Genomic DNA, 24,748 nt, shown 5'->3' with positions numbered 1-24,748 from the left:
GCGCCGGCCTCAGGCGACGCCGCGTGCGCGGCGGTTGGACATCACGACGTTGTCCTTCGGGATGACCTGGCCTTCGCGCATTGCCGTGATCCATGCATCGGTGGAAGTCACGGCCGCGAAGTTGCTGTGGAACACCACGCTGAAGACGCGGTGGATCTCCTCGGCCGTCACCTTGCCCGCCGCGTTCTCGTAGGGCAGCGCGCCGCTGGCGTCGGACAGGAACTCCACGGCCAGGCCGCGGTGCATGGCCTCGTACACGGTGGAGGCGTCGCAGTTCTGCGTCATGTAGCCGGCCACGCTCAGCGTGTCGATCTCGTTGCGCGCGAGCCAGTCGGCGAAGTCGGTGCCGGTGAACACGCTCGGAAAGCTCTTGGTGACCAGGTGGTCGTGCGGCCGCTTCGCGATCTCGGGGTGCAGCTGGCCGTTGTGCGCGTCGGCCTGGAACACCGGCGCGCCCTTGGGCGCATGGTGGCGCACCACTACCACCGGCGTGCCGGCGGCGCGCGCGGCGTCCATGGCCTTCGTCACGTTCGGCAGCGTGTCCAGGATGGGCGGGTACTCGATCGGCAGGCCGCCGCCCTCGAAATATTCGTTCTGCACGTCGATCACGACGAGGGCGCGGCGCGGCCTGGTTGTGTTGCTGCTCATGATGGGCTCCTTCTCTTGTGTGGTTCGGATGACTGGATTCTTCCCGTGGGCCCCATTCCTCGAAAGTGGCCCGAAAGCCATTCATCGATAAGATCGGGCCATGAGCACCGCTGCCACCGAAACCGTCGCGGTCGTCGCCTTCGACGGCATCAGTCCCTTCCACCTGTCCGTGCCCTGCATGGTCTTCGGCGAGGACCGCACCGAGGCCGGCGCGCCGCGCTTCCGCGTGCAGGTGTGCGCGCCCGAGCCCGGCGAGCTGCGCACCAACGCGGGCTTCTCGCTGGTGGTGCCGCACGGGCTGGAGGCGATACGCCGCGCGCGCATCGTGGTGGTGCCCTCATGGCGCGACGACTGCAGCGCGGCGCCGCCAGAGCTCGTCCGCGCGCTGCAGGCCGCGCACCGGCGCGGCGCCACCGTAGTGGGCCTGTGCCTGGGCGCCTTCGTGCTGGCCGAGGCCGGCCTGCTCGACGGCCGCCCGGCCACCACGCACTGGAAGCTGGCACCCGCCTTCGCCAGGCAGTACCCGAAGGTGAAGTTGCAGCCCGAGGTGCTCTACGTGGAAGACGGCAACGTGCTCACCTCCGCCGGCACCGCGGCCGGCATCGACTGCTGCCTGCACCTGCTGCGCGTGCGCTACGGCGCCGAGACCGCCAACCGCGCCGCGCGGCGCATGGTGGTGGCGCCGCACCGGCAGGGCGGGCAGGCGCAGTACATCGAGCAGCCGGTGCCCGCCACCGCCGAGCGCGACCGGCTCGCGCCGCTGCTCGAATGGCTGGGCCGGCACCTCGACAGGCCGCACGAGCTCGACGACCTCGCGCGGCGCGCGCTCATGAGCCGGCGCAACTTCACGCGGCGCTTCCGCGAATCCACCGGCACCACCGTCGGCCAGTGGATGCAGAACCAGCGCCTGGCGCTCGCGCAGCGCCTGCTCGAAACCACCGACCATCCGGTGGAGCGCGTGGCCACCGGCGCCGGCTTCGGCTCGGCGGTGTCGCTGCGCAAGCATTTCCTCTCGGCCTTCAAGGTGTCGCCGACGGCGTACCGGCAGCAGTTCTCGCGGGCCGGTATCGACTGACCGGCGCCTGCGCTCAGTGCGCCGGCACCTGTCGCCGCGTGGTGAGCAGCGCGCGCAGCTTGGCCGGCGCGACCGGCTTGGTCAGCAGCATCACGCCGCCGTGGCGCAGCCGCTGCAGCACCTCGGGCCCGGTGGCGCCCGAGACCAGCACCGCCAGCGCCTCGGGCTGCAGCCGCCTGGCGGCGTCGATCACGTCCACGCCGTCGCCGTCGCCCGCGAGCTGCAGGTCGCACAGCACCGCGTCGTAGTGGATGTCGCCGGTGCCCAGCCGCGCGATGGCCTCGGCGCCGGTGCTCACGCACTCCACCTGGCAGCCCCATTGCTCCAGCAGCGCGCGGCTGCCGTCGAGGATGGCGGGGTCGTCGTCCACTACCAGGCAGCGCAGGCCCACCAGCGGCGCGGGCGCCATCGGCGCCGGCTGCGGTGGCGCCACGTCGGCCAGCCGCGCGGCCGGCAGCGTGAAGGCGAATGTGCTGCCCGCCTGCAGCGCCGAGCGCACCGTGATGCGCGTGCCCAGCAGCGCGGCGATGCGCGCGCAGATCGCCAGCCCCAGCCCGAAGCCGCGGCGCCGGTCGCGCTCGGTGTTGGCCACCTGGTAGAACTCCTCGAAGATGCGGCCCTGGTGGATGGGCGCGATGCCCACGCCGTTGTCGCGTACCTCGATGCGCACGCCGCCCGCGCTGCGCCGCGCCGCCACCAGCACCGTGCCGCCCTCGGGCGCGTGGCGCAGCGCGTTGGTGACGAGATTGCCGACGATGCGCCGCAGCATCGCCGCGTCGGTGCGCACCGCCAGGCCCCGGTCGCTCCAGCGCAGCCGCACGCGGGCCTCGACGGCGGCCGCGGCGTGTTGCGCGTCGAGCTGGTCGAAGAGTTCCGCGAGCGGCACCTTCGCGATCGCCGGCGTGAGCACCTGCGCGTCGAGCCGCGAGATTTCGAGCAGGTCGTCGAGCAGCACGCCCATGAACTCGGTGCTTTCCTGCAGCCGCAGCACGGCCGGGCGCTGCGCGGGCGTGGCGCCGGGCAGCAGTCCGTCGATGAAGAGGCCCATGGCATGCAGCGGCTGGCGCAGGTCGTGGCTCGCGGCCGCGAGGAAGCGCGCGCGCGAAAGAGCTGCCTGCTCCGCCTCGGCCATGCGCTGCAGCGCGACGGCGGTGGCCTCGCGCACGCGCTCTTCGCTGATCTGGCGGTTGCGCTGCAGGCGCTCGGCCAGCCGGTCGATGTCGTGCGCGAGCACCGCGAGCTCGTGCGTGCCGCGCGTGCCGCCTTCCACGACGTCGCAGCGCACCTCGAAATGTCCGGCCTCCAGCGCCGCGACCGTGCGCGACACGCGCCGCAGCGGCCGCGCCACCGTGCGCGCCATGTGGCGTACCGAGGCCCATGCCGCCATCAGCGCCACCAGCGCGATGCCGATGCCGGCGATGAGCGAGCGGCTGCGCTCGCGCGTGTAGGCGGTGGTGTCGCGGAAGGTCTGCACCAGGCCGATGGGCGTGTCGCCCGCCGCGGTGGAGCCGGCCGGTGCGAAGGCGCTGGCGCGCGAGGCCTCGCGCAGCGTGACCGGCGAGGTGAACATGCGCAACTGCGCGAGCGACGCAGTCTTCGGCCCGGCCGTCACGTAGATGCCCGCGCTGTTGCTGATTTCCACACGAGTGACCTGCCCGCCGCGCAGCGCGGCATTGGCCACGTTCTGCAGCGCCGGCACGTCGCCCGCGTAGAGGCTCAGGTCGGACATGGCCGCGACCTGCCGCGCCACGGCCTGGCCCTCGGCGTCGAAGGCGGCTTCGAGGGTCTGCAGCCGGTTGTGCGTGAACCAGCCGGTGAGCGCCAGCGCCACCGCCGCGCACGGCACCACGCCAAGGCGAAACAGGTCGCGCTGCAGGTTGCCGCGCACGACCAGCGTGTGGGGCGACTGGAAGGATGCGGGCGGCGGGGATGGCGATGGCGGGGACTGCGATGGCGCACCCGCGCCCTCCGTCCCCGAGGGCCCAGCCGGGTCGTGGGAGGGCGGAACGCTGCTCATCGCGGGGCCGCGAGCCGGTCGGTCAGTTCCCGTTCCTCCGGCAGGCGCAGGCCGAGTCCGCGTGCCACGGTCGCGTTGACGCGCACGGTGGCGGGCGTCGCAGCTTCCACCAGCGGTGCGTTGTTGCTGTTGCCGCTGCCCGTGCCGGCGCTCGCGACCTTCTGGCCGAGCTGCCGCGCCTGCTGGGCGAGCTGCGAGGGCGTGGAGACCGCCGCCGCCAGGCCGCCCGAGCGCACCAGCCCCTCGCTGGCGCCGAACACCGGCAGGCCGGCGGTCGCGGCGGCGCGCAGCACCGAGAGCGTGGCGGCCTGGTTGTCGCCGATCAGGTCGGGCAGCACCATCAGCGCGTCGCTCTGCGGCACCACCTGGCGCAGGGCCGAGGCGATCGACCGCGCGTCGGGCGCGTATTCCACGCGCAGGTCCCACGCCGGGTTCGCGCCCTGCGCTGCGCGCTGAAGCTCGCGCACCAGCGGCTCCGACTCGGGCGTGGCGACCACGCCAACGCGGTGCTTCTGCGGCAGCACCGCGTTGACCAGCGCGAGCTGGTCGGCCATGGCCGGGTCGCGCAGCAGCACGCCCACGCGGCGGTCGCCGCGCCGCAGCGCCGGGCTGGAGGCCTTCAGGGTTTCGTATTCGAGGCGGCTGAGCATCGCCAGCACCAGCGGCTCCTGGCCCGGGCGCTCGACCGCGGCGCGCGCGGCGGCGGGGCCCACGGCCATGGTGAGCGGCGTGTCGGCGGCGCTGGGGCGCAGGCCGCGCGTGCGCACACCCGCGTTGGCGGCGCGTTCGGTGTCGGGAGCCGCGGCCGCCTCGGGTTGCGCCGCGCCGGGTGCGCCGGGCGAGACGCGCACCAGCTCGAACCTGCCGCCCGGCTCCTGGTCCGCGCGCAGCTGCTGCACGAACTCCGAAGACGCAGCCATGTCGTCGCCCATCAGTACCGTGAGGCTGGCAGCCGCGACGCTGCCGCCAGCCGCAGCCCACGCGAGCGCCGCCACCAGCGCGCTGCGGGCGGCGCGCCACAGCCTTCTCGAGGAGGGCGGGAGAACGGAGATCACGGCAACAAACATGGACTGCTTCCGCAGCGAGGAGCGATGATCCAATGTAAGGACGACCCCCTCTTCGCGCGATAAGGCGGAGGGCTTATGTCAGCGTCGACGGTGGCCTGCCCGCGTGACGAATTCCACGCGGCGATGGCCGCACGGCCTATGCCCGATGGAGTACCCAGGCACTTACCGCAGGCCCTATGCCCCCACCGCCTGCGCCGCCGCCGCACGCTGCGCCTGTATCGCCTGGCGCAGCACGCGCGGCGACACCGGCTTGTAGAGCACCGTGATGCCGGCGCTCGCCACCTCGCGCAGGCGGTCGGGCTTGGTCTCGCCGGTCACCAGCAGGCGCGCGGTGCCGGCGCCGATGCCGCGCGGGTGGCGCTCCAGCGCGGCGATCACGTCCAGGCCGTTGTCGCCGCCCTGCAGCAGCAGGTCGCTGATGACCACGTCGGGCGGTTGCGCCCAGCCGTCGGCCATGGTCAGCGCCTCGGCGCGGGTCTGCGCGGGCAGCACCTCGGCGCCCCAGTTGGAGAGCACCACCGTCAGGCCCTCGAGGATGGTGCGCTCGTCGTCGATCACCATGATGCGCACGCCGGCCAGGCTTTCCTCCTCCTCGATGGCGGCGACGGCGGGCGACGCCGCGAGCGCCGGCAGCGCGGCCGGCGCCGAGCGCACCAGCACCCGCACGCAGGTGCCCTTGTGCAGCTTCGAACTCAGCTCCACGCGCGTGTTGAGCAGCTCGGCCAGCCGCTGCACCGTGGCCAGGCCCAGCCCCATGCCGCGCGTGCCGCGCGATGCCTGCCGGCTCGCGGGCTCGACCTGGTAGAACTCCTCGAACACCCGCGCCTGGTGGTGCGCGGCGATGCCCACGCCGGTGTCGACCACGTCGATGCGCACGCCCCGGCCGCGCCGCCTGGCGCCGATGAGCACGCCGCCCTCGATGGTGTGGCGCAGCGAGTTCGACACCAGGTTGTTCAGGATGCGCGAGAGCATCACGTAGTCGCAGCGCACCCACACGTCGGTCTTGCGCACCACCAGCCGCAGGCCCTGCTGCTCGGCCACCGGGCGGAAGTTGCGGCTGATCTCCTCGAACAGCCGGTCGAGCGGAAAGTCGATCCACTGCGGCTGCAGCACGCCTGCGTCGAGCTGCGACAGGTTCAGCAGCTCGGAGAAGAGGCGGTCCAGCGAATCCACGCACTCGCGGATGTGGCCGATGCGCTGCAGCTTCACCGGGTCGCTCTCGCCGTTGGCCAGCCCGTCGGAGAACAGCGTGAGCGCATGCAGCGGCTGGCGCAGGTCGTGGCTGGCGGCTGCCAGCAGCCGGGTCTTGGCCTGGCTGGCCACTTCGAGCAGCTGGTTCTTGCGCGCCAGCTCGGCCGTGGCCTCGTTGATGCGGCTTTGCAGCAGCCGGTGGCTCTCGGCGAGCGCGCGCGCGGCCTCGTTGAAGCCCTGCTGCAGGTGCCGCACCTCCGCCGTGCCCTCGATGGCCACGCTCGCGTCCTCGCCCGCGCCCAGCCGGTCGACCGCCTTGCCCAGCGCGCGGATGGGCTCGCTGATGCGCCGCGCCGCCCACCAGCCCGCCAGGCCCACCCCGAAGAGGCTGATCGCCAGCACCAGCCCCACGTTGAACCACACCGAGCGCCGCGCGCTCTGCACGGCCGCCAGGCTCATCTCGACCATCACCTTGCCGTTGTGGCGGCCGTCGTCGCTCACGATGGGCACCACCACCTGCAGGCCCTCGGCGCGGGCGCGGTCGATGGTCTCGGAGTTGGCGACGATCTCGCCGTCCTCCGTCCAGATCTGCACCTGCTGCACGTTGGGCTGGTAGGTGCCCGACTGGGCGGTGCGCGCCAGCGCGCGGCGGTCCATGCGCGCCAGCGGCGCCTGCGCCACGGTGGCCACCTGCAGCGCCACGGTCTGCGCGTTGGCCCGCATCAGCTCGGTGAGGTTGCCCAGGTGCTGGCGCGTCAGCACGGCGATCGCCGCCAGCGTGGCCAGGGCCGCCGGCACCATCGCCAGCAGGATCAGCTGCTGGGCGAAGGTCAGGCGGGCCAGGCCTCGGATGACGCGGAAATTCCAGTTCATGGGCGCATCGGACGCATGGGGGCCGAGCTTATTGGGGCCGTCCGGAGCGGGAAAGCTAGGTAAAACATCACAAAAAATGCTTGTAATTGATATTTAATGACGTCCGCGCTGCCATGTTAGACCCGCCGATGCGCGCCGGCCCTATGTCTTTCGCTCCAGAAATGCTGGCTTCCATGCGCCGATTCGCCGAGTTTCCAGCCGCCTGGCTCCGCGCGGCCGCCTTGGCGCTGCTGGCGGTGCTGCCCCTGGCGGCGCCGGCGCAGGGCCATCCGCTGGACGGCCCGGTGCGCTTCGGCATCCTGCCGCTGGGCGGCGCCTTCGAGTCGCGCAGCGACTGGGACCCGCTGCTGGCCGAGCTCAGCCGGGCCATCAACCGGCCGGTGAGCGTGCTGTCGGTCAATTCATATGAAGCGCTGGAGCAGGCCATCCAGCGCGACGAGGTCGACATGGCCTTCCTCTCGGGAAAGATGGCGCTCGACGCCGTCACCCAGCGCCGCATGAAGGTGGTGGCGCAGGTGGTGCGCCACGACGGCCTGCCCGGCTACCGGGCACTGCTGCTGTCGCGCAAGGCGCCGCCCTTCAATTCGCTGAAGAACCTGCTCGACCAGCCCGATCGCTGGCGGCTCGCGCGCGGCGAGAAGCAGTCGGTGTCGGGCTTCATCGTGCCGCAGCTGCAGCTCTTCCTGCCGAACCACATCGCGATGGAGACGCGCTTTCGCAGCGAGATCGTGGGCACCCACCAGGCCAACGCGCTGGCCGTGGCCAACAACGAGGCCGACGTGGCCACCAACAACACGGCCGACTTCGAGCGCTTCAAGACGCGCTTTCCGGCCGAGACCGAGCGGCTGCAGGTGCTGTGGGAGTCCGAGCTGATCCCGCACGCGCAGATCGTGGTTCGGCGCGAATACACGCCCGAGCTGCGCAAGCGCGTGCAGGCCTTCCTGGTCGCCTACGGCCGTGCCAAGGGCCCGCGCGGCGACGCCGAGCGCGTGGTGCTGAAGTCGCTGCACGACCTGGCCGGCTTCGTGGCCGCCGACAACAGCTCGCTGCAGCCGGCCGCCAGGCTGGCCTACCAGCTGGCGAAGCAGAACGCCATGACCGCGCAATGGGTGAACGACGCCGCGCGCGAAGCCCGGCTGCAGCGCATCGAGAGCAGCTACGCCGACCAGGTCAGCGTGCTCAAGGACGTGTCGCCATGAGCGCGGGAGCCGGGTTCAGGCGAGCGGCCGCTGTGCTGCTGGCCTTCTTCTTCATCGCCCTGCCTGCCGTGGCCCAGCAGGCGCCCGCGGCCGCCGTTTCGCCTGCCGAGAAGGGCGCCTCTTCGCCGGCCATCCGGATGATCCGCTTCGGCGTGCTGCCGCTGGGCGGCACCGTCGAGTCGCGTGCGCTGTGGACGCCGCTCATGAACGACATGGGCCGTTCGCTCGGCATGCCGGTCAGCATGTATTCGGTGCCGACCTATGAAGAACTCGACCGCGCCATCGGCCGCGACGAGATCGACATGGCTTTTCTCTCCGGCAAGATGGCGCTCGACGCCGTGATGCAGCGGCGCATGAAGGTGGTGGCGCAGATCGCGCGGCACCCGGGGCTGCCCGAACACCGCGCGGTACTGCTGGTGCGCAAGGCCGGTCCGCTCAATACGCTCGAGGGCCTGCTCGCGCAGCCCGAGAAGTGGCGGCTCGCGCGCGGCGACAGCCGCTCCGTCACCGGCTTCATCGTGCCGCAGAGCCAGCTCTTCCTGCCGAACCACATCGAGATGGAGACGCGCTTTCGCAGCGAGTTCGTCGGTACCCACCAGGCCACCGCGCTGGCCGTGGCGAATGGCGATGCCGACGTGGCCACCAACAACACCACCGACTTCGAGCGCTTCCGCCAGCAGTTCCCCATCGAGGCCGAGCGGCTGCAGGTGGTGTGGGAGTCGCAGCCGCCACCCGGCGCGCAGATGGTGGTGCGGCGCGACTTCCCGCCAGAGTTCCAGGCGCGGCTGCAGAACTTCCTGACCGGCTACGGCAAGGCCAAGGGCGCGCGCGGCGACGCCGAGCGCGAAGTGCTCAAGAGCCTGCGCGCGGCCTACGGCTATGTCGCGGCCGACGACAGCGCGCTGCTGCCGCAGGCGCTGCTGGAGCGCCAGCTCGGCAGGCAGCACGCCATGGCCGCGTCGTGGGTCAACGAGGCCGCGCGCGAGCAGCGGCTGCAGCGCATCGAGAAGACCTACGCCGAGCAGGTCGAGACGCTGCGTTCCGCCGCGCGCTGAGCGGACAGGCCCCGCGCGCCGGGCGAATCTCTACTCCCTTCGCCGTAGCTCCAGAACCCCGCCTAGGCCATTAGCTAGGCCTTAAGGCGGATTTGCCACCAGCCCCCCGAGCCGGAAACTTCGTGTTTCTTTCAGGCAACCCTTGCCGTTGACGGAGTGCGGATGAGTTGGCGAACAAAAGTGGTCTGGAGCGAGGGGATGCTGTTGCAGCCTCAGCACCTGCAGCAGAGCGAGCGTCATGCCGATCACGCGCGGCACGTGCTGCTGCGTTCCACGACGCCCTACGCATGGGGCTTCGCCGAACTGGAGATCGACCCCGCCGCGCTCACGCTGGGCAAGCTGGCGCTGGTGCGCGCGGTCGGCGTGTTCGGCGACGGCACCGTCTTCGACATGCCGGCAGTCGACCCGCTGCCCGAGCCCATCGACATTCCCGCCGCCATGCGCGACGAGGCCGTGGTGCTCGCGCTGCCGCTGCGCCGCGCGGGGGCGCGCGAGGCCGACGCGGAAGAATATGAAGAGCTGGTGCGCCACCGCGTGCTCGAGTCGGAAGTGCCCGACTCCAACACCGCCGGCGAGCGCACCGCGATGCTGCAGCTGGGCCAGCTCCACACGCGCCTGATGCGTGCGAGCGAGGCCACCGACGCCTGGACCACCATCGGCGTGGCCCGCGTGGTGGAGCGCCGCGTCGACAACCAGGTGCAGCTCGACCGCGCCATGCTGCCGCCGCTGCTCGACGTGGCCGGCCATGCCGTCATCCGCGCCTGGCTCGACGAGCTGCTGGGCCTGCTGCGCCAGCGCGGCGAGGCGCTCGCGGGCCGGCTCACGCAGGGCGGCACCGGCGGCGTGGCCGAGATCGCCGACTTCATGCTGCTGCAGGCCGTCAATCGCAACGAGGCCATCTTCGCGCACCTCGCGAAGAGCGCGATGCTGCACCCGCAGCACTTCTTCGAGCATGCGCTGGGGCTGGCGGGCGACCTCGCGAGCTTTCGCGACTCGCGCCGCGTGTCGCGCTTCGGCCCCTACATCCACGACGACCTCGCCATGAGCTTCCGCCCGCTCATGGACGATCTGCGCCGCAGCCTGTCGATGGTGTTCGAGCAGTCGGCCATCCGCATCGACCTGCACGACCGCAAGCATGGCGTGCGCGTGGCGGTGGTCACCGACGTGGAGCTGCAGCGCAAGGCCACCTTCGTGCTCGCGGTGAGCGCCAGCATGCCCAGCGAGGCGCTGCGCGCGCGCTTTCCCACGCAGGTCAAGATCGGGCCGGTCGAGCGCATCCGCGATCTCGTGAATCTCGCGCTGCCGGGCGTCACGCTCACGCCGATGCCGGTGGCGCCGAGGCAGATTCCCTTCCACACGGGCGCCAGCTACTTCGAGCTGGAGACGCGCAACAGCGACCTGTGGCGGCAGCTCGAGCAGTCGGGCGGCATCGCGATGCACATCGCGGGGGACTTCCCCGGCCTCGATCTCCAGTTCTGGGCGATACGAGCATGACCCCCAGTGGCACCGTCAGCGTGGAGCCATCATGAGCACACCTCCCGATCCTTTTGCCGCCTTCGAGTCGGAGCGCACGGTCATCAAGCCCAAGCCGCGCACGCCCGCCGGCACACCTGCCGCGCCCGCTGCGGCGCCTTTCTTCGGCGGGGCCGATCCGACGCCGGCCGCCGATGTCGGCGAACTCGGCTTGCTCAACCCGCTGGTGTCGGCCGCCGGCAAGCTGCTGGTGCTGATCGGAAAGCTGCGCAACCTCGCGCAGCCGCCCAACGTGCCGGCGCTGCGCGCATCGACCGCCGATGCGGTGAACCAGTTCGATGCCAGCGCGAGGCGCGCGGGCGTGGGCAATGAATCCGTGCTCGCCGCGCGCTACGTGCTGTGCACCGCGCTCGACGAGGCCGTGGCCAACACGCCCTGGGGCGTGCAGGCCGGCTGGAACAAGCAGAGCCTGCTGGTGCAGTTCCACAACGAGACATGGGGCGGCGAAAAGGTTTTCCAGCTTCTCGCCAAGCTCGCGCAGGACGTGCCCACGCACCGCCAGCTGCTGGAGCTGATCTACAGCGTGCTCGCGCTCGGCTTCGAGGGCCGCTACCGCGTGATCGACAACGGCCGCGCGCAGCTCGACTCTGTGCGCCAGCGCCTGGCCGACCTGATCGCCAAGGACCGTCCGCCCGTGGAAGCCGAGCTCTCGCCGCACTGGCGCGGGCAGGGCGCGGGCACGGTGCGGCTGCGCGAGTCGCTGCCGCTGTGGGTGTTCGCGGCCGGCTTCGCGCTGCTGCTGGCGCTCGCGTGGTTCGGGCTGCGGCTCACGCTCAACTACCGCTCCGACACCACGTACGCCGCGGTGTCCAGCCTGCGCGCGCCCAACATCCAGATCGCGCCGCCCGCGCTGCCTGCGAAGACGCCGCGCCTCGCGCGCTTCCTGGAGCCCGAGGTGAAGCAGGGTCTCGTCACCGTGACCGACGAGGCCGACCGCAGCGTGGTGCGCCTGCGCGGCGACTCCTTCTTCGGCTCCGGCAGCGCCGAGCCGATGCCGCAGTCGCTGCCGGTGCTGCGCCGCATCGGCCAGGCGCTGGCCGAGGTGAAGGGCGAGGTGCTGATCACCGGCCATTCCGACAACCAGCCGATCCGCTCGCTGCGCTATCCGTCGAACTGGCACCTGTCGGCCGCGCGCGCCGACGCGGTGAAGGGGGCGCTATCCACGCTGGTCGACCCCGCGCGCATGCGCGCCGACGGCAAGGCCGACGCCGAGCCGGTGGCGCCCAACGACACACCGGCCAACCGCGCGCGCAACCGCCGCGTGGAAGTGGTGCTGCTGACCGGGCCCGAAGGCGTCGTCGCCACCGCTCCCGCCGCCGCGCCGGCCGCTGCTCCAGCCACGGGAGCGACGAAATGATCAAGAAAATCTTCGGCTTCCTTTTCAGCCCGCTGCTGCTCACGCTGCTGGCGCTGATCGTCGTCGCGCTGCTGATCTGGTGGATCGGCCCGCTGGTGAAGATCGGCTCGCTCGCGCCGCTCGAAAGCGAGACCACGCGCGCCATCGTCATCGGCGTCATCGTGCTCGTCGTGGTGCTGCGCGCGCTGTACCGCCGCTGGCGCGCCCGCCGTGCGAGCCAGCACCTGACCGACGGCTTGATGAAGGCGCCCGCCGCCAAGGCCGACGCGCCGGTCAACGGCGAACAGAAGATCCTCGACACCCGCTTCAGCGAAGCCGTCGCCACGCTCAAGCAGATGCGCATGCACGCCGCCGGCAAGAAGCCGGGCTGGCGCGACTGGCTTTCCATCTCGGGCGGCAGCTATCTCTACGACCTGCCCTGGTACGTGTTCATCGGCGCGCCGGGCGCGGGCAAGACCACCGCGCTGGTCAACTCGGGCCTGAGCTTCCCGCTGGCCGAGAAGTTCGGCCCCGGTGCGATCCGCGGCGTGGGCGGCACGCGCAACTGCGACTGGTGGTTCACCGACGAGGCGGTGCTCATCGACACCGCCGGGCGCTACACCACGCAGGACAGCCACCAGTCGGAAGACAAGAGCGCGTGGGAAGGCTTCCTGGGCCTGCTGAAAAAGGTGCGCCCGCGCCGTCCGCTGAACGGCGTGTTCCTCACCGTCAGCGTGGCCGACCTGCTGAGCCAGGGCCCCGAGGCGCGTACCCAGCTTGCCGCATCGATCCGCGCTCGCCTGCTGGAGCTCGACGGCAAGCTCACCACGCGGCTGCCGGTGTACGTGCTCGTCACCAAGAGCGACCTGCTCTACGGCTTTACCGACTACTTCGACGACCTCGGCAAGGAACAGCGCGCGCAGGTCTTCGGCTTCACGCTGCCAGCCGACGAGAACCTGCAGGTCGAGGAGAAGGGGCTTTCCGCTGCCTTCAACCGCGAGTTCGCGCTGCTGCACAACCGCGTGAACGACGGCCTCATCGCGCGCATGCAGCGCGAGACCGACGGCAACCGCCGCGCGGCGATCTTCGGCTTTCCGGCGCAGTTCGGCTCCATCGGACCGCTGCTGTCGGACTTGCTCGAGCAGGTGTTCACCGGCTCGCGCTTCGCGCAGCCGCCGTGGGTGCGCGGCGTCTACTTCACCAGCGGCACGCAGGAGGGCAGCCCCATCGACCGCGTGATGGGCAGCCTGGCGCGCAGCTTCGGCATCGAGCGCGCCATGCTCGCGCCGCAGAAGTCCAGTGGGCGCAGTTATTTCCTCACCTCGCTGCTGCGCGAGGTGGTGTTCCCCGAGCAGCGCCTGGCCGGCGCCGACGTGAAGCTGGAGCGCCGCCGCCACACGCTGCGCGTGATCGGCGTGACGGCCATGACGCTCGTCACCGTCGGCCTGCTCGCGGCCTGGGGCTACAGCACGCTGCAGAACATGAACTACCTGAAGTCGGTCGAGGCCCGCGTGGAGCCCGCCCGGCAGAACCTCGCGGCGCTGCCCGCGCGCGTGCAGAACCTGGTGGAAGCGGCGCCCGTGCTGCAGAGCCTGCGCGACATCTGGAAGACGCCCGACAACCGCCAGGGCGACGAGCCGCTGTCGATGACGCTGGGCCTCTATCAAGGCGACAAGCTCGACGCGGCGGCCATGCTCACGCACCAGCGCGCGCTGAACGACGCGTTCCTGCCGCAGATCGCCAAGCGCATCGAGGACCAGCTGCGCACCGCGCAGAAGGACAACCTCGAATTCACCTACGAGGCGCTCAAGAGCTACCTGATGCTCTACCAGCCCGAGCACTTCGACGCCGAGGCGCTGAAGGCCTGGATCACCCTCGACTGGTCGCGCAACCTCGACCGCGGCATTCCGGAAGACCAGCGCAAGCAGCTCGAAGACCAGCTCGACGTGCTCATCGCCCAGGGCCCGCCACGCTCGCCGCTGAAGATGGACGAGAACCTGGTGCGCAGCGTGCGCGCCGTGCTCGCGAGCTATCCGCTGGAGCAGCGCGTGTTCAGCCGCCTGAAGCGCCAGCGCGCCAGCAAGGACATCCCGGCCTTCAGCGTGGCCACGGCTACGGGCCCCTCGGGCCCGCTGGTGTTCGAGCGCATCAGCGGCAAGCCGCTGTCCGAGGGCGTGCCGGGCATGTTCACTTACGACGGCTACCACAAGCGCTTCCAGAACGAGGTGGTGGTGCTCACCGGCCTGCTCGCCAACGAAGATCCGTGGGTGCTCGGACAGGACCGCAACGCCGCCGACCGCCTGCGCGACGCCGCCGCGCTCGGCGCGCTGACCGACCGCGTGCGCCGCCTCTACCTGGAGGAATACGTCAAGCAGTGGGAAGCGCTGCTCGCCGACGTGCGCCTGATCCGAGTGAACGGCCTCGAGAAGAACATCGAGACCGCGCGCATCCTCTCGGGCGTCGATTCGCCGCTCGCCAACTTCCTGCGCGCCGTCGTCAAGCAGACCACGCTCATCCCCGCCGCCGACGCCAACAAGGACGTCGTCAGCAAGGCCACCGAGACCGTGCGCAACACCCGCAAGGGCCTGGAAGACCTGTTCGGCGGCGATCCCGGCCGGCAGGTGGCTCCGGGCAAGCGCATCGAGAGCATCGTGGACGACCGCTTCGAGGCGCTGCGCCGCCTCGTCACCGCGGGCGGCCCCAACCAGCCCGCGCCCATCGACGACGCGCTGAAGCTCTTCAACGAGGTGTACGTGTACCTCAACGCCGTCGACACGGCCGTGAAGGGCCGCACCTCGCCGCCGCCCGGCGACGTGGCCGGCAAGCTCAAGTCCGACGCCGGCCGCCTGCCCGAGCCCGTGCGCTCCATGATCGAGAACCTGAGCCAGGCCGGCGCCGCGCAGGCCCAGGTGGCCGAACGCGGCAACCTGAGCCAGGACCTGCGCCCCGTCACCGAGTTCTGCGCGCGCGCCATCGCCGGCCGCTACCCCTTCGTGCAGAGCAGCAAGCGCGACGTGCTGCCCGAGGACTTCGGCCAGATGTTCGGTCCCGGCGGCCTGATGGACGACTTCTTCCAGAAGCGTCTGGCCGCCATCGTCGACACCAGCACCCGCCCGTGGCGCTACAAGCCCGTGGCCGAGCGCGGCGCCATCACCACGCAGGCGATTGCCCAGTTCGAGCGCGCCGCGCGCATCAAGGAAATCTTCTTCCGCGGCGGCGGCCGGGGCCCGTCGATGCGGCTGGACTTCAAGCCGGTGGAAATGGACGCGGGCATCACCCAGTTCATCCTCGACGTCGACGGCCAACTCGTGAAATACGCGCACGGCCCCGTCGTGCCCATGGCCGTGCAGTGGCCGGGGCCGAAGGGCAGCAACCAGGTGCGCATCCAGGTCAGCCCGCCATCGACCACCGGCAGTTCCGGCGCAGCCGTGGACGGGCCGTGGGCCCTGTTCCGCGCGCTCGACGACGGGCAGCTCGAAGCGGGGGACGCGCCCGAGAAGTTCTTCATCACCTTCCAGATCGGGGCGCGCAAGACGCGCTTCGAGGTGACGACCAACAGCGTGCAGCATCCCATTCGCTTGCGCGAGCTGCGCGAGTTCTCATGTCCGGAGGGGCTGTGAGCATCGAGCCTTCCCCGCTTCTTGCCGCCACCGCCGTGCTGCCCGGGTGGTTCGGGAAATTGCCGGGCATGGGGGACTTCGCGCATCGGCGGCTGCCTGAGCCGTTCCGTGCGGTGTGGGACCAGTGGCTCCAGCGGGGCATGTCGCGGCTGCGGGATCGGGCGGATTGGACCGAGCGGTATCTGGAGGCGCCTATCTGGTGCTTTGCGCTGGGACGGCAGGTGGCTGGCGACCGAGCCTGGATCGGGGTGCTGATGCCTTCCGTGGATGGGGTGGGGCGGTACTTTCCGTTTGCCATCGCGGTGGAGCTGGAGGCGGATTCGCCCGGGACCCTGCGAGGCGAGGCGCTGGCTGTTGCGTTGCGGTGGTGGGCTCATGCGACGCAGGCTGCGTTGGAGGGGCTGGATGGGGATCTGGATGCGGTGCGGTTCGATGCTGTGCTGCAGAGGCTTTTTGTCGAAGAGGCTTCTTTGTCCGATGAGCGGGTTATTGCTGTCGAGTCGCTTGATCTGCCGCTGGCGGGGGCTTCGCTTTGGTTGAGTGATCCTTCTGCGGAGGCGGGGATTCGGATGTTGAGTACCGGGTTGCCTCGGGATGAGCAGTTTGATGCGCTGTTTCTTGGGTTTGCGGAGGAGGGGTGAGATGAATGCCTCTTGCCGTGTTGCTTCCCGAGGCCGGGTCTCGCCCCGGCGGGCGACCTACTTTCTTTTGCTTCGCCAAAAGAAAGTAGGCAAAGAAATGGCGACCCTGCTGTCTGTGTCCCTTCGCTTCGCTACGGGCAACCTGCGGTGCTCGGCGCAGGAGGGGGTCCGCAGAACTCGCTTCGCTCAAACAGCTGCGGCCCTTATCCCTCCTGCGCCTGCGCTCCTCGGCACAGCCAGAAGGGAGCGATCCGCGCCATCGCTTCGCTCGGCTTCTGAACAGACTCCTCGGGCCTTCGCTTTGCTCGGCGGTGCCTTTCGTTCCCATGGCCTGAGCAACCCCAACGGCCCATTCCAAGCCCAGCAGGCGCAAAGCGCCTGCTGGGCACCCGCAGCCGAGCGCAGCGATGGCCCGCGTGTCCCCAATCCCCTCTGGCTGCGCCGAGGAGCGCAGCGTTTCGCGGATCAGGGCTCGCCCTTGTCTGAGCGAAGCGAGTTTGGGCGAGACCCCGCGAAACGCGAGCACCGCAGGTTGCCCCGTAGCGCAGCGAAGGGGTCGCAGACAGTGGGGTCGCTTTTTCTTTGCTTACTTTCTTTTGGCGAAGCAAAAGAAAGTGAGTCGGCCGCCGGGCCGAGACCCGGCCCCGGGAAACAAACCCCAAGCACAACCCAAAAAGGAGCCAGTCAATGACCGACTCCAACGAAGACGACCGCACCCGCGTAGTCCCCAAGTCAACTCCGCCATCGCAGCCCACGACGACAGGCGACACCTCCGCCACGGTAATCACGGCAGGTGCCCCCACGAGCATGTCCGGCACAAACCCCGTAACAAGCCCCGCCACCGGCGCAACGGAAGCCGGCCTCCTCCCCGTAGGCAGCCGCCTCGCAGAATTCGAGATCACAAGAGTCATAGGCCAGGGCGGCTTCGGAGTCGTCTACGAAGCCTGGGACCACACGCTGGAGCGCGTGGTGGCGATCAAGGAGTACCTGCCGACATCGCTCTCGGCGAGGCAGCAGGACGGCACGGTCATCCCGCTGTCGGAGAAGCACCGCGAAACCTTCGACCTCGGCATGCGCAGCTTCATCAACGAAGCCCGCCTGCTCGCCCAGTTCGACCACCCGTCGCTCCTCAAGGTCTACCGCTTCTGGCAGGAAAAAGGCACCACCTACATGGTCATGCCCTTCTACCGGGGCGAGACGCTGCGTGAGGCCCTGGTGTCGATCCCCGCCGGCGTGGACGAGTCCTGGCTGATCCGCATCATGGACGGCGTGACCCAGGCGCTGGCTGTGATGCACAACGCCAACTGCTATCACCGCGACATCGCCCCCGACAACATCATCCTGCTCGAAGGCTCGGGCCGCCCGGTGGTGCTGGACTTCGGCGCCGCGCGCCGCGTGATCACCGACAAGACGCAGGCGATCACGGTCATCCTGAAGCCCGGCTACGCGCCGATCGAGCAGTACGCCGAGATGCCCGACATGTCGCAGGGCGCGTGGACCGACGTGTACGCGCTCGCGGCGGTGATGCACGTGGCGGTGTGCGGCCGCGCGCCGCCGCCTTCGGTGGCGCGGCTGCTGTCCGACAGCTATGTGCCGCTCGCGGGCAACGAGATCCTGCGCAAGCGCTACAGCCCGCGGCTGCTGGAGGCGATCGACGCGGGGCTGGGCGTGCGGCCCGAGCAGCGGCCGCAGTCGATGGCGGAACTGCGCTCGGCGCTCGACCTGGAGGTGGGGCACAGCATCGCGCCGGTGCCGCGCACGCAGCCGCCTTCGTCGTCCGGCGCGCGCACGTCGATGGGAACGAATGCGGACGCCGCCACGGTCATCGCAGGCAAGGCAGGCGGCGGTGCGAAGGCGCCTGCGCCCGCGCCCGCTCCGACGGGCAACAAGGGGGGAGGAAGTGGCGGCAGCAACAAGACCGCCGTCGCCCTCGCTTCCATCGCCGTGCTCGCGGCAGCGGCCGGTGGTGGCTGGTGGTGGTTCCAGGGGCGCGGCGGTGCAGACGACAAGCAGGTCGTCAGCACCACGCCGGCTCCGCCGCCCGACACCAAGGTCGCCGAGGCCCCACCGCCCCCGCCGCCTCCACCACCACCGCCTCCCCCTCCGGCGCCGCGCACGCCGGCCGAGTCGCTGCAGTCGCTCGCCACCGGCGCAACGCCCGGCTTCGACGTTACGGCCACGCCGAAGAAAGCCGAGGTCGCCATCGGCAAGGACCGGCTCGCCTTCGAGGTCCGCAGCAAGCGGGAGGGGTTCGTGTACGTGTTCCTGCTGTCCAGCGGCGGCGAGATGTTCCTGCTCTTCCCGAACCTGCTGGACAAGTACAACAAGATCACCGCGGGCGGCACGCTCTCGCTGCCGCGCGCCTCGTGGCCGATGGACGCGGGCGGGCCGGCCGGCACCGACCAGTTCGCGGTGCTGGTGAGCGAGCACGAGCGCGACTTCAGCGCCGCCGGCGTGCAGAACGACGGCGTGTTCCCGGTGTTCCCGCTGCCCGTGCTGGCCGCGCTGGAGGCCACGCGCGGCACCGGTCCGTCGCCTCTCCTGGGCAAGCCGGTGTGCGCGCCCAACACCCCGTGCAACGACGTCTACGGCGTCGGCAATTTCAAAATCGTCGAGAAGTAATCGTCTGCAGAGCGTCGGCCTACGGGCCGTGACTCTCAGGACAAGGAGGCTTTCATGATGACCGCATCGCAACCGCAGCAGAAGCAGCAACTCCAGGCACGCAGAAGGCCGGAGACCGGCTGGAGCGCTCTCGCAACCGGCGCCGCCATCGCCGTGCTGGCAGGCTGCACCACGCCGCCGCCGGCCGCCACGGACACCGGCGCAGCCACCGCCGACACCAGCGCGAGCAGCACCGCCGCCTCGCGCCCGGCACCCACCGGCGCCAGCGTGGCCGGCCAGGCCCGCACTTTCTCGACGCAGCTGGCCACCTACACATCGGTGAGCTTCGACTCGGTGCCGGGCTGGTCGCGCGACGATTTCTCGGAGAGCTGGCCCGCCTTCCTCGGCAGCTGCAAGGTGCTCAATGGCCGCGGCGCCGAATGGAAATCGGTGTGCGACCGCGCGCTGAAGGTCGACAGCAAGAACAACAACGCGATCCGGGGCTTCTTCGAGGGCGAGTTCTCGGCCTACCAGATCCGCGACGACGACCGCCGGCCCGACGGCGTGGTCACCGGCTACTTCGAACCCGAGATCGCGGGCGCGCGCCAGTACGGTGCGCCCTTCATCTATCCGGTGTACGGCCAGCCAGAAGACATGCTCTTTGCCGACGCGCGCAAGCTGCCGCCGGGCAACGGCACGGTGGCGGCCCGCGTGGAAGGCCGCAACGTGGTGGTGCAAACGGGCCTGAGCACGCGCGACATGGGCGCGCCGGGCCTCTATGCGCTGGACCTTTCGGGCATCTCGCGCGACACGCTGGACCGCAAGGTGCGCCTGCGCATCGAGGGCAAGCAGCTGCTGCCGTACTACACGCGCGAAGAGATCGAGACCAAGGGTGCGCCCAACGCCAAGGTGCTTGCGTTCGTGAGCAGCGCCACCGCGCTGTACGAGATGCAGATCCAGGGCTCGGGCCGCATCCGCATGGCCAACGGCGACATCGTGCGCGTGGCCTACGCCGAGCAGAACGGCCAGCCCTTCCGTCCGACGCTGGCGCAGGCCGCCAACGGCAAGCCGCGCAGTCCGGTGAAGGTGCGCGGCTCGTCCATCGAACTGCAGCTGGACGACGGCGACGACGACGACAGCGACACCGGGGCCGTGGCCAACGGCACCATCCGCACGCGTGGCTTCACGCTGGCACGACCGGTGGCCAGCGGCCCGGTGGTGGTGCCGGGTCGGCGGCCGACGGGTGGCGCGGTGACGGGCTCGGGCATCAAGGACCCGAGCTACGTGTTCTTCAAGGAATCGCCATCGCCGGTGGGCGGACCGGTGGGCGCCTTCGGCGTGCCGCTGTCGGCGGGGCGCTCCATTGCGGTCGATCCGCGCAGCACGCCGCTGGGCTACCCGGTGTTCGTTTCCACGCGCACGCCCGGCAGCGGCGCGCCGATGCAGCGCCTGACCATCGCGCAGGACACCGGCGGCGCCATCCGTGGCGCGGTGCGGGCCGACTACTTCTTCGGCAACGGCCAGCAGGCCGCGACCAACGCGCGCCGCATGAAGGAGCGCGGCCAGCTCTGGATCTTGCTGCCGCGCGGCCTCGCCGTGGCGCAGGCGGCCACGTCCTCGGCCATCCGCACGCGCGGCGGTCCGGTGGGCGCGAACCTGCCGCAGTGCCTGGTGCCTTCGGAGGGCACCTGCGTCGACGACTGAAGGATCGAGAGATGCGAGACGCCGGGCCCATGGCCATCCCGCCGGCCCGCGAAGCGGGGCCCGTTCGGGGAACACCGCGGAACCGGCTTTGCCGGGCCGCCGGTGTTGCCCCCTGCAAGGGGGTGGGCGAAGCGACACGAAGTGCGCGCAGCCTGGGGGTGAGCCAATGATCGAAACGCTGTCGTCCGCGGAAAGCAGTGAACTCGTTCGCCTTTGGCGACGGCGCCAGACGCTGTCCCCGGGCGAGATGGGCGCCATGTACCGCATCGTCGGCGACGCGCTGGTGGCCTGCAATCCGCCCGAGCTGCAGGTGCTGGGCGAGGGCCGGCAGGAGCTGGTGGCGCAGTTCATCTACGTGAAGGTGCTGCGGCTCGACGCCGACCCCGACGAGGCCGACGAACGCGCGGGCCACAGCGCACCGTCCACCGCCTTCGCGCTGTGCGCGTATTTCCGCCGCTATCTCATCGACTGCACGCGCGCCAGCTCCTTCCGCCGCAAGCTCTCCATCGGCGACCAGATCACCGAGGCGCAGCTGGAAGACGAGATCGGCGCCGACGAGGACCTCGAAGGCTGCCTGGCCGAGCACGGCCTGAGCATGCAGGCGGTGCAGCAGGCCGCGCGCGAGTTCATCGCGGGGCTGCCCGAGCCCGAGCGCCTGCTGCTGTGCGAGGGCTTCGGCAAGGAGGCCGAAGGCGGGCTCTCGGGCATCGCCTCGCGCCACGCCATCGCTTCCTACCACTACCGCGCGGGCCGGCTGGGCCTGGTGCACAAGCGCGAAGGGCTCACGGCGGACTACGCCAGGACCCGGCTCGGCGGCTGGCTCCAGCAGACGCTGGGCATCGCCATCGAGCCCGACAACATGGCGGCGATCCTGCAGGTTTTCAAAATCCTCGGTGCTGAAGCGTCTTACGCCTGAAGACATAGCCATTCAGGAACAGACGCCATGACCCACGACCTCTGGCCCCCGCTCAGCGTGATACGCCACGCGCTGGAAACGACCGGCGCGGCCGCGATGCCGGACACCGGGCCCGAAGGCGAGCCCGGCACGGCCACCGTGGCCATGCCCGGATCACCGCCAGGAACGCCGGCCACGCCCGTCGTTGCCGCGTCCGACCTGTTGATGCCTCTCACCGAATTGGCCCGGCGCCGCGAGGCTGTCGCCCAGCGAGCCTTCCCGGCCCGCTGGGCGCCGGGCCGCCTCGTCAGCGTGGTCTACAGCGGGCGGCTGCTTGGCGTGCTGCTCGACCGCTGCATCCACGACGACCTCTGGCAGGGGTGGATGGCCGTCGGCGAGGCCGACTGGGCCGGTGCATTCGACGTGCTGCTCGAGCCCGAGGACGAGCCCTTCGAGCCGATGTTCGGTGTCGTCCAGACGTGGAACGTGCTCACGCTCGAACCCAGCCCGCAGCTCTGCGCGCGCGTGCTGGGCGAAGTCTCCGCCACGCGGCTCGCGGCCATCCGCGCGGTGCACAACGAGTGGGCCGCGCGCACCGCGTTGGCCATCGCGCCGCAGCCCGGGCGCATCGCGCTGCGCGGCGTGGGCGGCGGCGTCTTCTCGGTGCTGTCGGGCACGCCGCTCGGGCCGGAAGACCCGCGCACCGACTACCAGGATCTGTACCGCGACGTGGGCCTGGAACTTGGCGCCGCGCTGACGCGGCCGCAGAGCGACGAGGCCGCCCCTTCTTCTTCTTCTTCTTCTTCTTCTCCATCGCGCGCGCGGCCGCAGCCCGGCCCCGAGGGCGGCTGGTGGGGCAGCATCCGCCGCTGGTTCGGCGCCGAAGGCTGGGCGCGCCCGGCCTTTGCCGTGCTGGCGCTGGTCGTGGTGGTCCAGAACGTCGGGCTCATCGGCGGCCGCGGCGCGCCCGAGGACGACGAAGTGCGCTTCCGCGCCGTGCCCACCGCACCGGCGCCCATGCGCGCAGACCTCGTCGTGCGCTGGAAGCCCGGCGTGCGCATGGACGAGGCCGACAGGCTGCTGCAGTCGGTCTCGGCCGACGTGGTGGGCGGGCCGGGCGGCGATGGCGCATGGCGCCTGCGCGTGCCGGAGCCCGTCGAGGCGCTGGCAGTGCTCGCGGCCTCGCCGCTGGTGGAATCGGCCGGGCCGGCCAGCGAGCGGCGGCCATGACCGCGCATGCCGCCCGCCTGTATCCGCACCTGCGGCCCAAGGGCAGGGGCCTCACGCAGCTGCGCTTTCTTCAGGTGCTGCTGGTGCTGTGGCTGCTGGCCTGCTGCAGCCTCGCCCTCGCCACGCAACGCGCGCTGCTTGTCGGCGTCTCCGAGCTCGTCAACCAGCCGCAGGCGCTGTGGCTGCAGGCGCCGCGCAACGACGTGATGCTGATGCGCGACGCGCTGCTCAGGCAGGGCTTTGCCGCGCCCGACATCGCCGTGCTCGCCGACGGCGTGAGCGGCGCGGCGCTGCCCGAGTCGCAGGCCATCCACGAGGCGCTGGCGAAGCTGCTCGCGCAGTCGAGGAGCGGCGACTTCGTGCTGCTGTATTTCTCGGGCCACGGCACTCGGCTGCGCGACATCGTCAAGCGCTACCAGGAGCCCGACGGGCTCTCGGAGAACTTCCTCGCGCGCGACGTACGCGGCACGCTGGGCAGCGACAACGCGCTCGCGGGCGACCTGCGCGACGTGGATTTCGATGCGTGGATCCAGTCCTTCCTCGCGAAGAACGTGTTCGTGGCCTCGGTGTTCGACACCTGCTCCGCCAACTCCATGACGCGCGGCACGGCGGACGCACCCGCCACCGCCGAGGGCCCGCCCGACGACGAGGTGCGCTGGCGCGGACTGCGCGCCACGCAGCTCACGGGCGGCGCGCCGCCCGCCCGGCAGCCGGCGCCACCCGCGCCGGCCGAGTCCGTTCCGCGTGCCCGCTACGTCGCCTTCTTCGCATCGGAAAGCCACCAGATCACGCCCGAGTTGCGGCTGCCGCGCAAGGCGCGAAACGCGAGGCCGCAGGGCCTGCTGACATGGGCGATGGTCGAAGCCCTTTCGCGAAAACCAGCCACCTGGCGGGAATTGTTCGATGGCGTGCTCGCGCTGTACCCGCCCGTCATCGACGAACTTGCCCAGCGTTTTCCGACACGCGAGCTGCCGTCCCCGGTGGCCGAAGGCAACCTCGATGCGCCGCTGTTCGCCAACAGCGGCGCTCCCGCATCCACGCGCCCCGTGTGGCGCGCGCAGCGCAGTGGCGACAGCCTGGCCATCAAGGCGGGCCTGCTCGACGGACTCGCGCAGCAGCAGGAGCTGCGCGTGCTCGCCACGCTGGACGACGGCACCGTGCGCGGCGCGCCGGCCGCCGTGTCGCAGATCAAGCTCGGCAACGCATGGCTGGCCGTGCCGGCAGCGCTGAAGGACGTGCCGGGCAGCGCCTTCTGGAGCGTCACGCCGATGGCGGAGCCGGCCGCCACCACGTTGCGCGTGCGCGCCGAAAAGCCGCTGCCAATTGGCCTGAGCCTCGACTACCCGGCCGCGATCCGAGCGGCGGACGACACGGCCACGGCCGACGTGCGCTGGACCGACCTCGGCGCCTCGGGCCAGCGCCTCGAACTGCTCGCGCCGCTCTTCGGCGCGAACGTCTCCACCGTGGTGCTGCCCGACACCGCCGCGCTGCGCCGCCGTCTGCAGGCATTGGCGCAGCTGAAGTGGCTCTCTCAACTGCAGGGCTACGGCAAGGACGGCCAGCTCGACGGCTTCGACGCTGCGCTGGAGGTGTGGAGCGGCGAGCGCATGCTGCGCAGCGTGCCCGTTTCCCAGGCCGCCAGCGGGCTGCCCGCGACGCGCGCCGGTGAGCGGGTGCGCCTGAACGTGCGCAACACCAGCGGCCGTTCGCTCGACCTCGTCATCGCGGGCATCGATGCTCGAGGCAACCTGCAGCCGGTCTATCCCGACGAGTCCGGCGAAACCAACCGCTTCAAGCGCGGCACGCCCGAGCAGCCCTCGGTGAAGCGCTTCGACCTGCCCTGGCTCGATGCGGCGGGCGACGCGCGCCTGCTGGTCATGGCCGTGCCCGCCACGCCCTACAGCGCGCCGCGCCTCTTCGGCGTGGGCTATGCGCAGGCCGACGTGTCGGAAGTGCGCGTGCGCGGCGGACAGCCGCCGGCCGAGAGCGCCGAGCGCCAGGTGTTCACGGCCCTGCTGCGCAGGAGCGGCACGGCGGACGCGGGGGCCAGGCCATGACGGTTC

At 70.9% G+C, this 24,748-nt stretch carries 16 protein-coding genes; 12 read left to right on the top strand and 4 right to left on the bottom strand.

All coding sequences use genetic code 11. The annotated features are described in order from the left end of the window. Positions 1 to 9 precede the first annotated feature (9 nt). On the bottom strand, positions 10 to 648 hold the full coding sequence (locus ACAM57_RS28850; protein ID WP_184639952.1) for a cysteine hydrolase family protein: 639 nt from the start codon (positions 646 to 648) through the stop codon (positions 10 to 12). 100 nt (positions 649 to 748) lie between these two features. On the opposite strand from ACAM57_RS28850, the gene ACAM57_RS28845 reads away from it, so the two are divergent. After that, positions 749 to 1,723: a GlxA family transcriptional regulator gene (locus ACAM57_RS28845; RefSeq protein WP_184639951.1), complete on the top strand. Its 975-nt coding sequence runs from the start codon at positions 749 to 751 to the stop codon at positions 1,721 to 1,723. Between the two features lie 13 nt (positions 1,724 to 1,736). Here ACAM57_RS28845 and ACAM57_RS28840 read toward each other — a convergent pair whose 3' ends face one another. The 3 genes from ACAM57_RS28840 to ACAM57_RS28830 all read right to left on the bottom strand — a co-directional run bounded on the left by ACAM57_RS28840 (position 1,737) and on the right by ACAM57_RS28830 (position 6,871). After that, positions 1,737 to 3,740: an ATP-binding protein gene (locus tag ACAM57_RS28840; RefSeq protein WP_369659815.1), complete on the bottom strand. Its 2,004-nt coding sequence runs from the start codon at positions 3,738 to 3,740 to the stop codon at positions 1,737 to 1,739. Further along, positions 3,737 to 4,807 (bottom strand): ABC transporter substrate binding protein, encoded by a 1,071-nt coding sequence (locus ACAM57_RS28835; protein ID WP_369659814.1) that lies wholly within the window; start codon positions 4,805 to 4,807, stop codon positions 3,737 to 3,739. The genes ACAM57_RS28840 and ACAM57_RS28835 overlap by 4 nt, the downstream gene beginning before the upstream one ends. A 174-nt stretch (positions 4,808 to 4,981) precedes the next feature. Then, positions 4,982 to 6,871 carry an ATP-binding protein gene (locus ACAM57_RS28830; protein ID WP_369659813.1) on the bottom strand — a complete coding sequence of 630 codons (1,890 nt, stop codon included), beginning with the start codon at positions 6,869 to 6,871 and terminating at the stop codon, positions 4,982 to 4,984. 161 nt (positions 6,872 to 7,032) lie between these two features. Between ACAM57_RS28830 and phnD (ACAM57_RS28825) the strand changes: the two genes are divergently transcribed. From phnD (ACAM57_RS28825) to ACAM57_RS28775, 11 genes are all read left to right on the top strand, one after another. Then, complete coding sequence (phnD, locus tag ACAM57_RS28825) at positions 7,033 to 8,070, top strand: phosphate/phosphite/phosphonate ABC transporter substrate-binding protein (RefSeq protein WP_369662489.1); 1,038 nt, start codon at positions 7,033 to 7,035, stop codon at positions 8,068 to 8,070. Then, positions 8,067 to 9,125: a phosphate/phosphite/phosphonate ABC transporter substrate-binding protein gene (gene phnD / locus ACAM57_RS28820; protein WP_184639945.1), complete on the top strand. Its 1,059-nt coding sequence runs from the start codon at positions 8,067 to 8,069 to the stop codon at positions 9,123 to 9,125. Before phnD (ACAM57_RS28825) ends, phnD (ACAM57_RS28820) begins: the two co-directional genes overlap by 4 nt. Positions 9,126 to 9,287: 162 nt before the next feature. Further along, on the top strand, positions 9,288 to 10,619 hold the full coding sequence (gene tssK / locus ACAM57_RS28815) for a type VI secretion system baseplate subunit TssK (RefSeq protein WP_184639943.1): 1,332 nt from the start codon (positions 9,288 to 9,290) through the stop codon (positions 10,617 to 10,619). A gap of 31 nt (positions 10,620 to 10,650) precedes the next feature. Beyond that, positions 10,651 to 12,015, top strand: a complete 1,365-nt coding sequence (locus ACAM57_RS28810) for a DotU family type VI secretion system protein (protein ID WP_369659812.1) — start codon at positions 10,651 to 10,653, stop codon at positions 12,013 to 12,015. Next, positions 12,012 to 15,614, top strand: coding sequence for a type VI secretion system membrane subunit TssM (tssM, locus tag ACAM57_RS28805; protein ID WP_369659811.1), 3,603 nt, complete (start codon positions 12,012 to 12,014; stop codon positions 15,612 to 15,614). Before ACAM57_RS28810 ends, tssM begins: the two co-directional genes overlap by 4 nt. Then, positions 15,611 to 16,255, top strand: coding sequence for a type VI secretion system-associated protein TagF (tagF, locus tag ACAM57_RS28800; protein WP_369659810.1), 645 nt, complete (start codon positions 15,611 to 15,613; stop codon positions 16,253 to 16,255). Before tssM ends, tagF begins: the two co-directional genes overlap by 4 nt. Positions 16,256 to 16,942: 687 nt before the next feature. Then, positions 16,943 to 18,877: a protein kinase gene (locus ACAM57_RS28795; protein ID WP_369659809.1), complete on the top strand. Its 1,935-nt coding sequence runs from the start codon at positions 16,943 to 16,945 to the stop codon at positions 18,875 to 18,877. A gap of 54 nt (positions 18,878 to 18,931) precedes the next feature. Further along, positions 18,932 to 20,560, top strand: a complete 1,629-nt coding sequence (locus tag ACAM57_RS28790) for a murein transglycosylase A (RefSeq protein WP_184639933.1) — start codon at positions 18,932 to 18,934, stop codon at positions 20,558 to 20,560. Between the two features lie 166 nt (positions 20,561 to 20,726). Beyond that, positions 20,727 to 21,476, top strand: coding sequence for a hypothetical protein (locus ACAM57_RS28785; RefSeq protein WP_126025720.1), 750 nt, complete (start codon positions 20,727 to 20,729; stop codon positions 21,474 to 21,476). Positions 21,477 to 21,503: 27 nt separating this feature from the next. Continuing rightward, a complete protein-coding gene (locus ACAM57_RS28780; RefSeq protein WP_369659808.1) occupies positions 21,504 to 22,685 on the top strand; it encodes a hypothetical protein in 1,182 nt (393 codons plus the stop codon). Beyond that, entirely contained in the window at positions 22,682 to 24,742 is a 2,061-nt protein-coding gene (locus ACAM57_RS28775) for a caspase family protein (RefSeq protein ID WP_369659807.1), read from the top strand. The genes ACAM57_RS28780 and ACAM57_RS28775 overlap by 4 nt, the downstream gene beginning before the upstream one ends. Positions 24,743 to 24,748: the final 6 nt, after the last annotated feature.

Origin of the sequence: Variovorax sp. V15, assembly GCF_041154425.1 — a bacterium.
Taxonomy (GTDB): domain Bacteria; phylum Pseudomonadota; class Gammaproteobacteria; order Burkholderiales; family Burkholderiaceae_C; genus Variovorax; species Variovorax guangxiensis.
This window is presented reverse-complemented; position numbering and strand designations above follow the sequence as displayed.

Bases quoted from the DNA above. Each gene is read 5' to 3' on its own strand.
- ACAM57_RS28850 (WP_184639952.1), bottom strand. From the start codon at position 648: ATGAGCAGCAACACAACCAGGCCGCGCCGCGCCCTCGTCGTGATCGAC.
- ACAM57_RS28845 (WP_184639951.1), top strand. From the start codon at position 749: ATGAGCACCGCTGCCACCGAAACCGTCGCGGTCGTCGCCTTCGACGGC.
- ACAM57_RS28840 (WP_369659815.1), bottom strand. From the start codon at position 3,740: ATGAGCAGCGTTCCGCCCTCCCACGACCCGGCTGGGCCCTCGGGGACG.
- ACAM57_RS28835 (WP_369659814.1), bottom strand. From the start codon at position 4,807: ATGTTTGTTGCCGTGATCTCCGTTCTCCCGCCCTCCTCGAGAAGGCTG.
- ACAM57_RS28830 (WP_369659813.1), bottom strand. From the start codon at position 6,871: ATGAACTGGAATTTCCGCGTCATCCGAGGCCTGGCCCGCCTGACCTTC.
- phnD (WP_369662489.1), top strand. From the start codon at position 7,033: ATGCTGGCTTCCATGCGCCGATTCGCCGAGTTTCCAGCCGCCTGGCTC.
- phnD (WP_184639945.1), top strand. From the start codon at position 8,067: ATGAGCGCGGGAGCCGGGTTCAGGCGAGCGGCCGCTGTGCTGCTGGCC.
- tssK (WP_184639943.1), top strand. From the start codon at position 9,288: ATGAGTTGGCGAACAAAAGTGGTCTGGAGCGAGGGGATGCTGTTGCAG.
- ACAM57_RS28810 (WP_369659812.1), top strand. From the start codon at position 10,651: ATGAGCACACCTCCCGATCCTTTTGCCGCCTTCGAGTCGGAGCGCACG.
- tssM (WP_369659811.1), top strand. From the start codon at position 12,012: ATGATCAAGAAAATCTTCGGCTTCCTTTTCAGCCCGCTGCTGCTCACG.
- ACAM57_RS28795 (WP_369659809.1), top strand. From the start codon at position 16,943: ATGACCGACTCCAACGAAGACGACCGCACCCGCGTAGTCCCCAAGTCA.
- ACAM57_RS28790 (WP_184639933.1), top strand. From the start codon at position 18,932: ATGATGACCGCATCGCAACCGCAGCAGAAGCAGCAACTCCAGGCACGC.
- ACAM57_RS28785 (WP_126025720.1), top strand. From the start codon at position 20,727: ATGATCGAAACGCTGTCGTCCGCGGAAAGCAGTGAACTCGTTCGCCTT.
- ACAM57_RS28780 (WP_369659808.1), top strand. From the start codon at position 21,504: ATGACCCACGACCTCTGGCCCCCGCTCAGCGTGATACGCCACGCGCTG.
- ACAM57_RS28775 (WP_369659807.1), top strand. From the start codon at position 22,682: ATGACCGCGCATGCCGCCCGCCTGTATCCGCACCTGCGGCCCAAGGGC.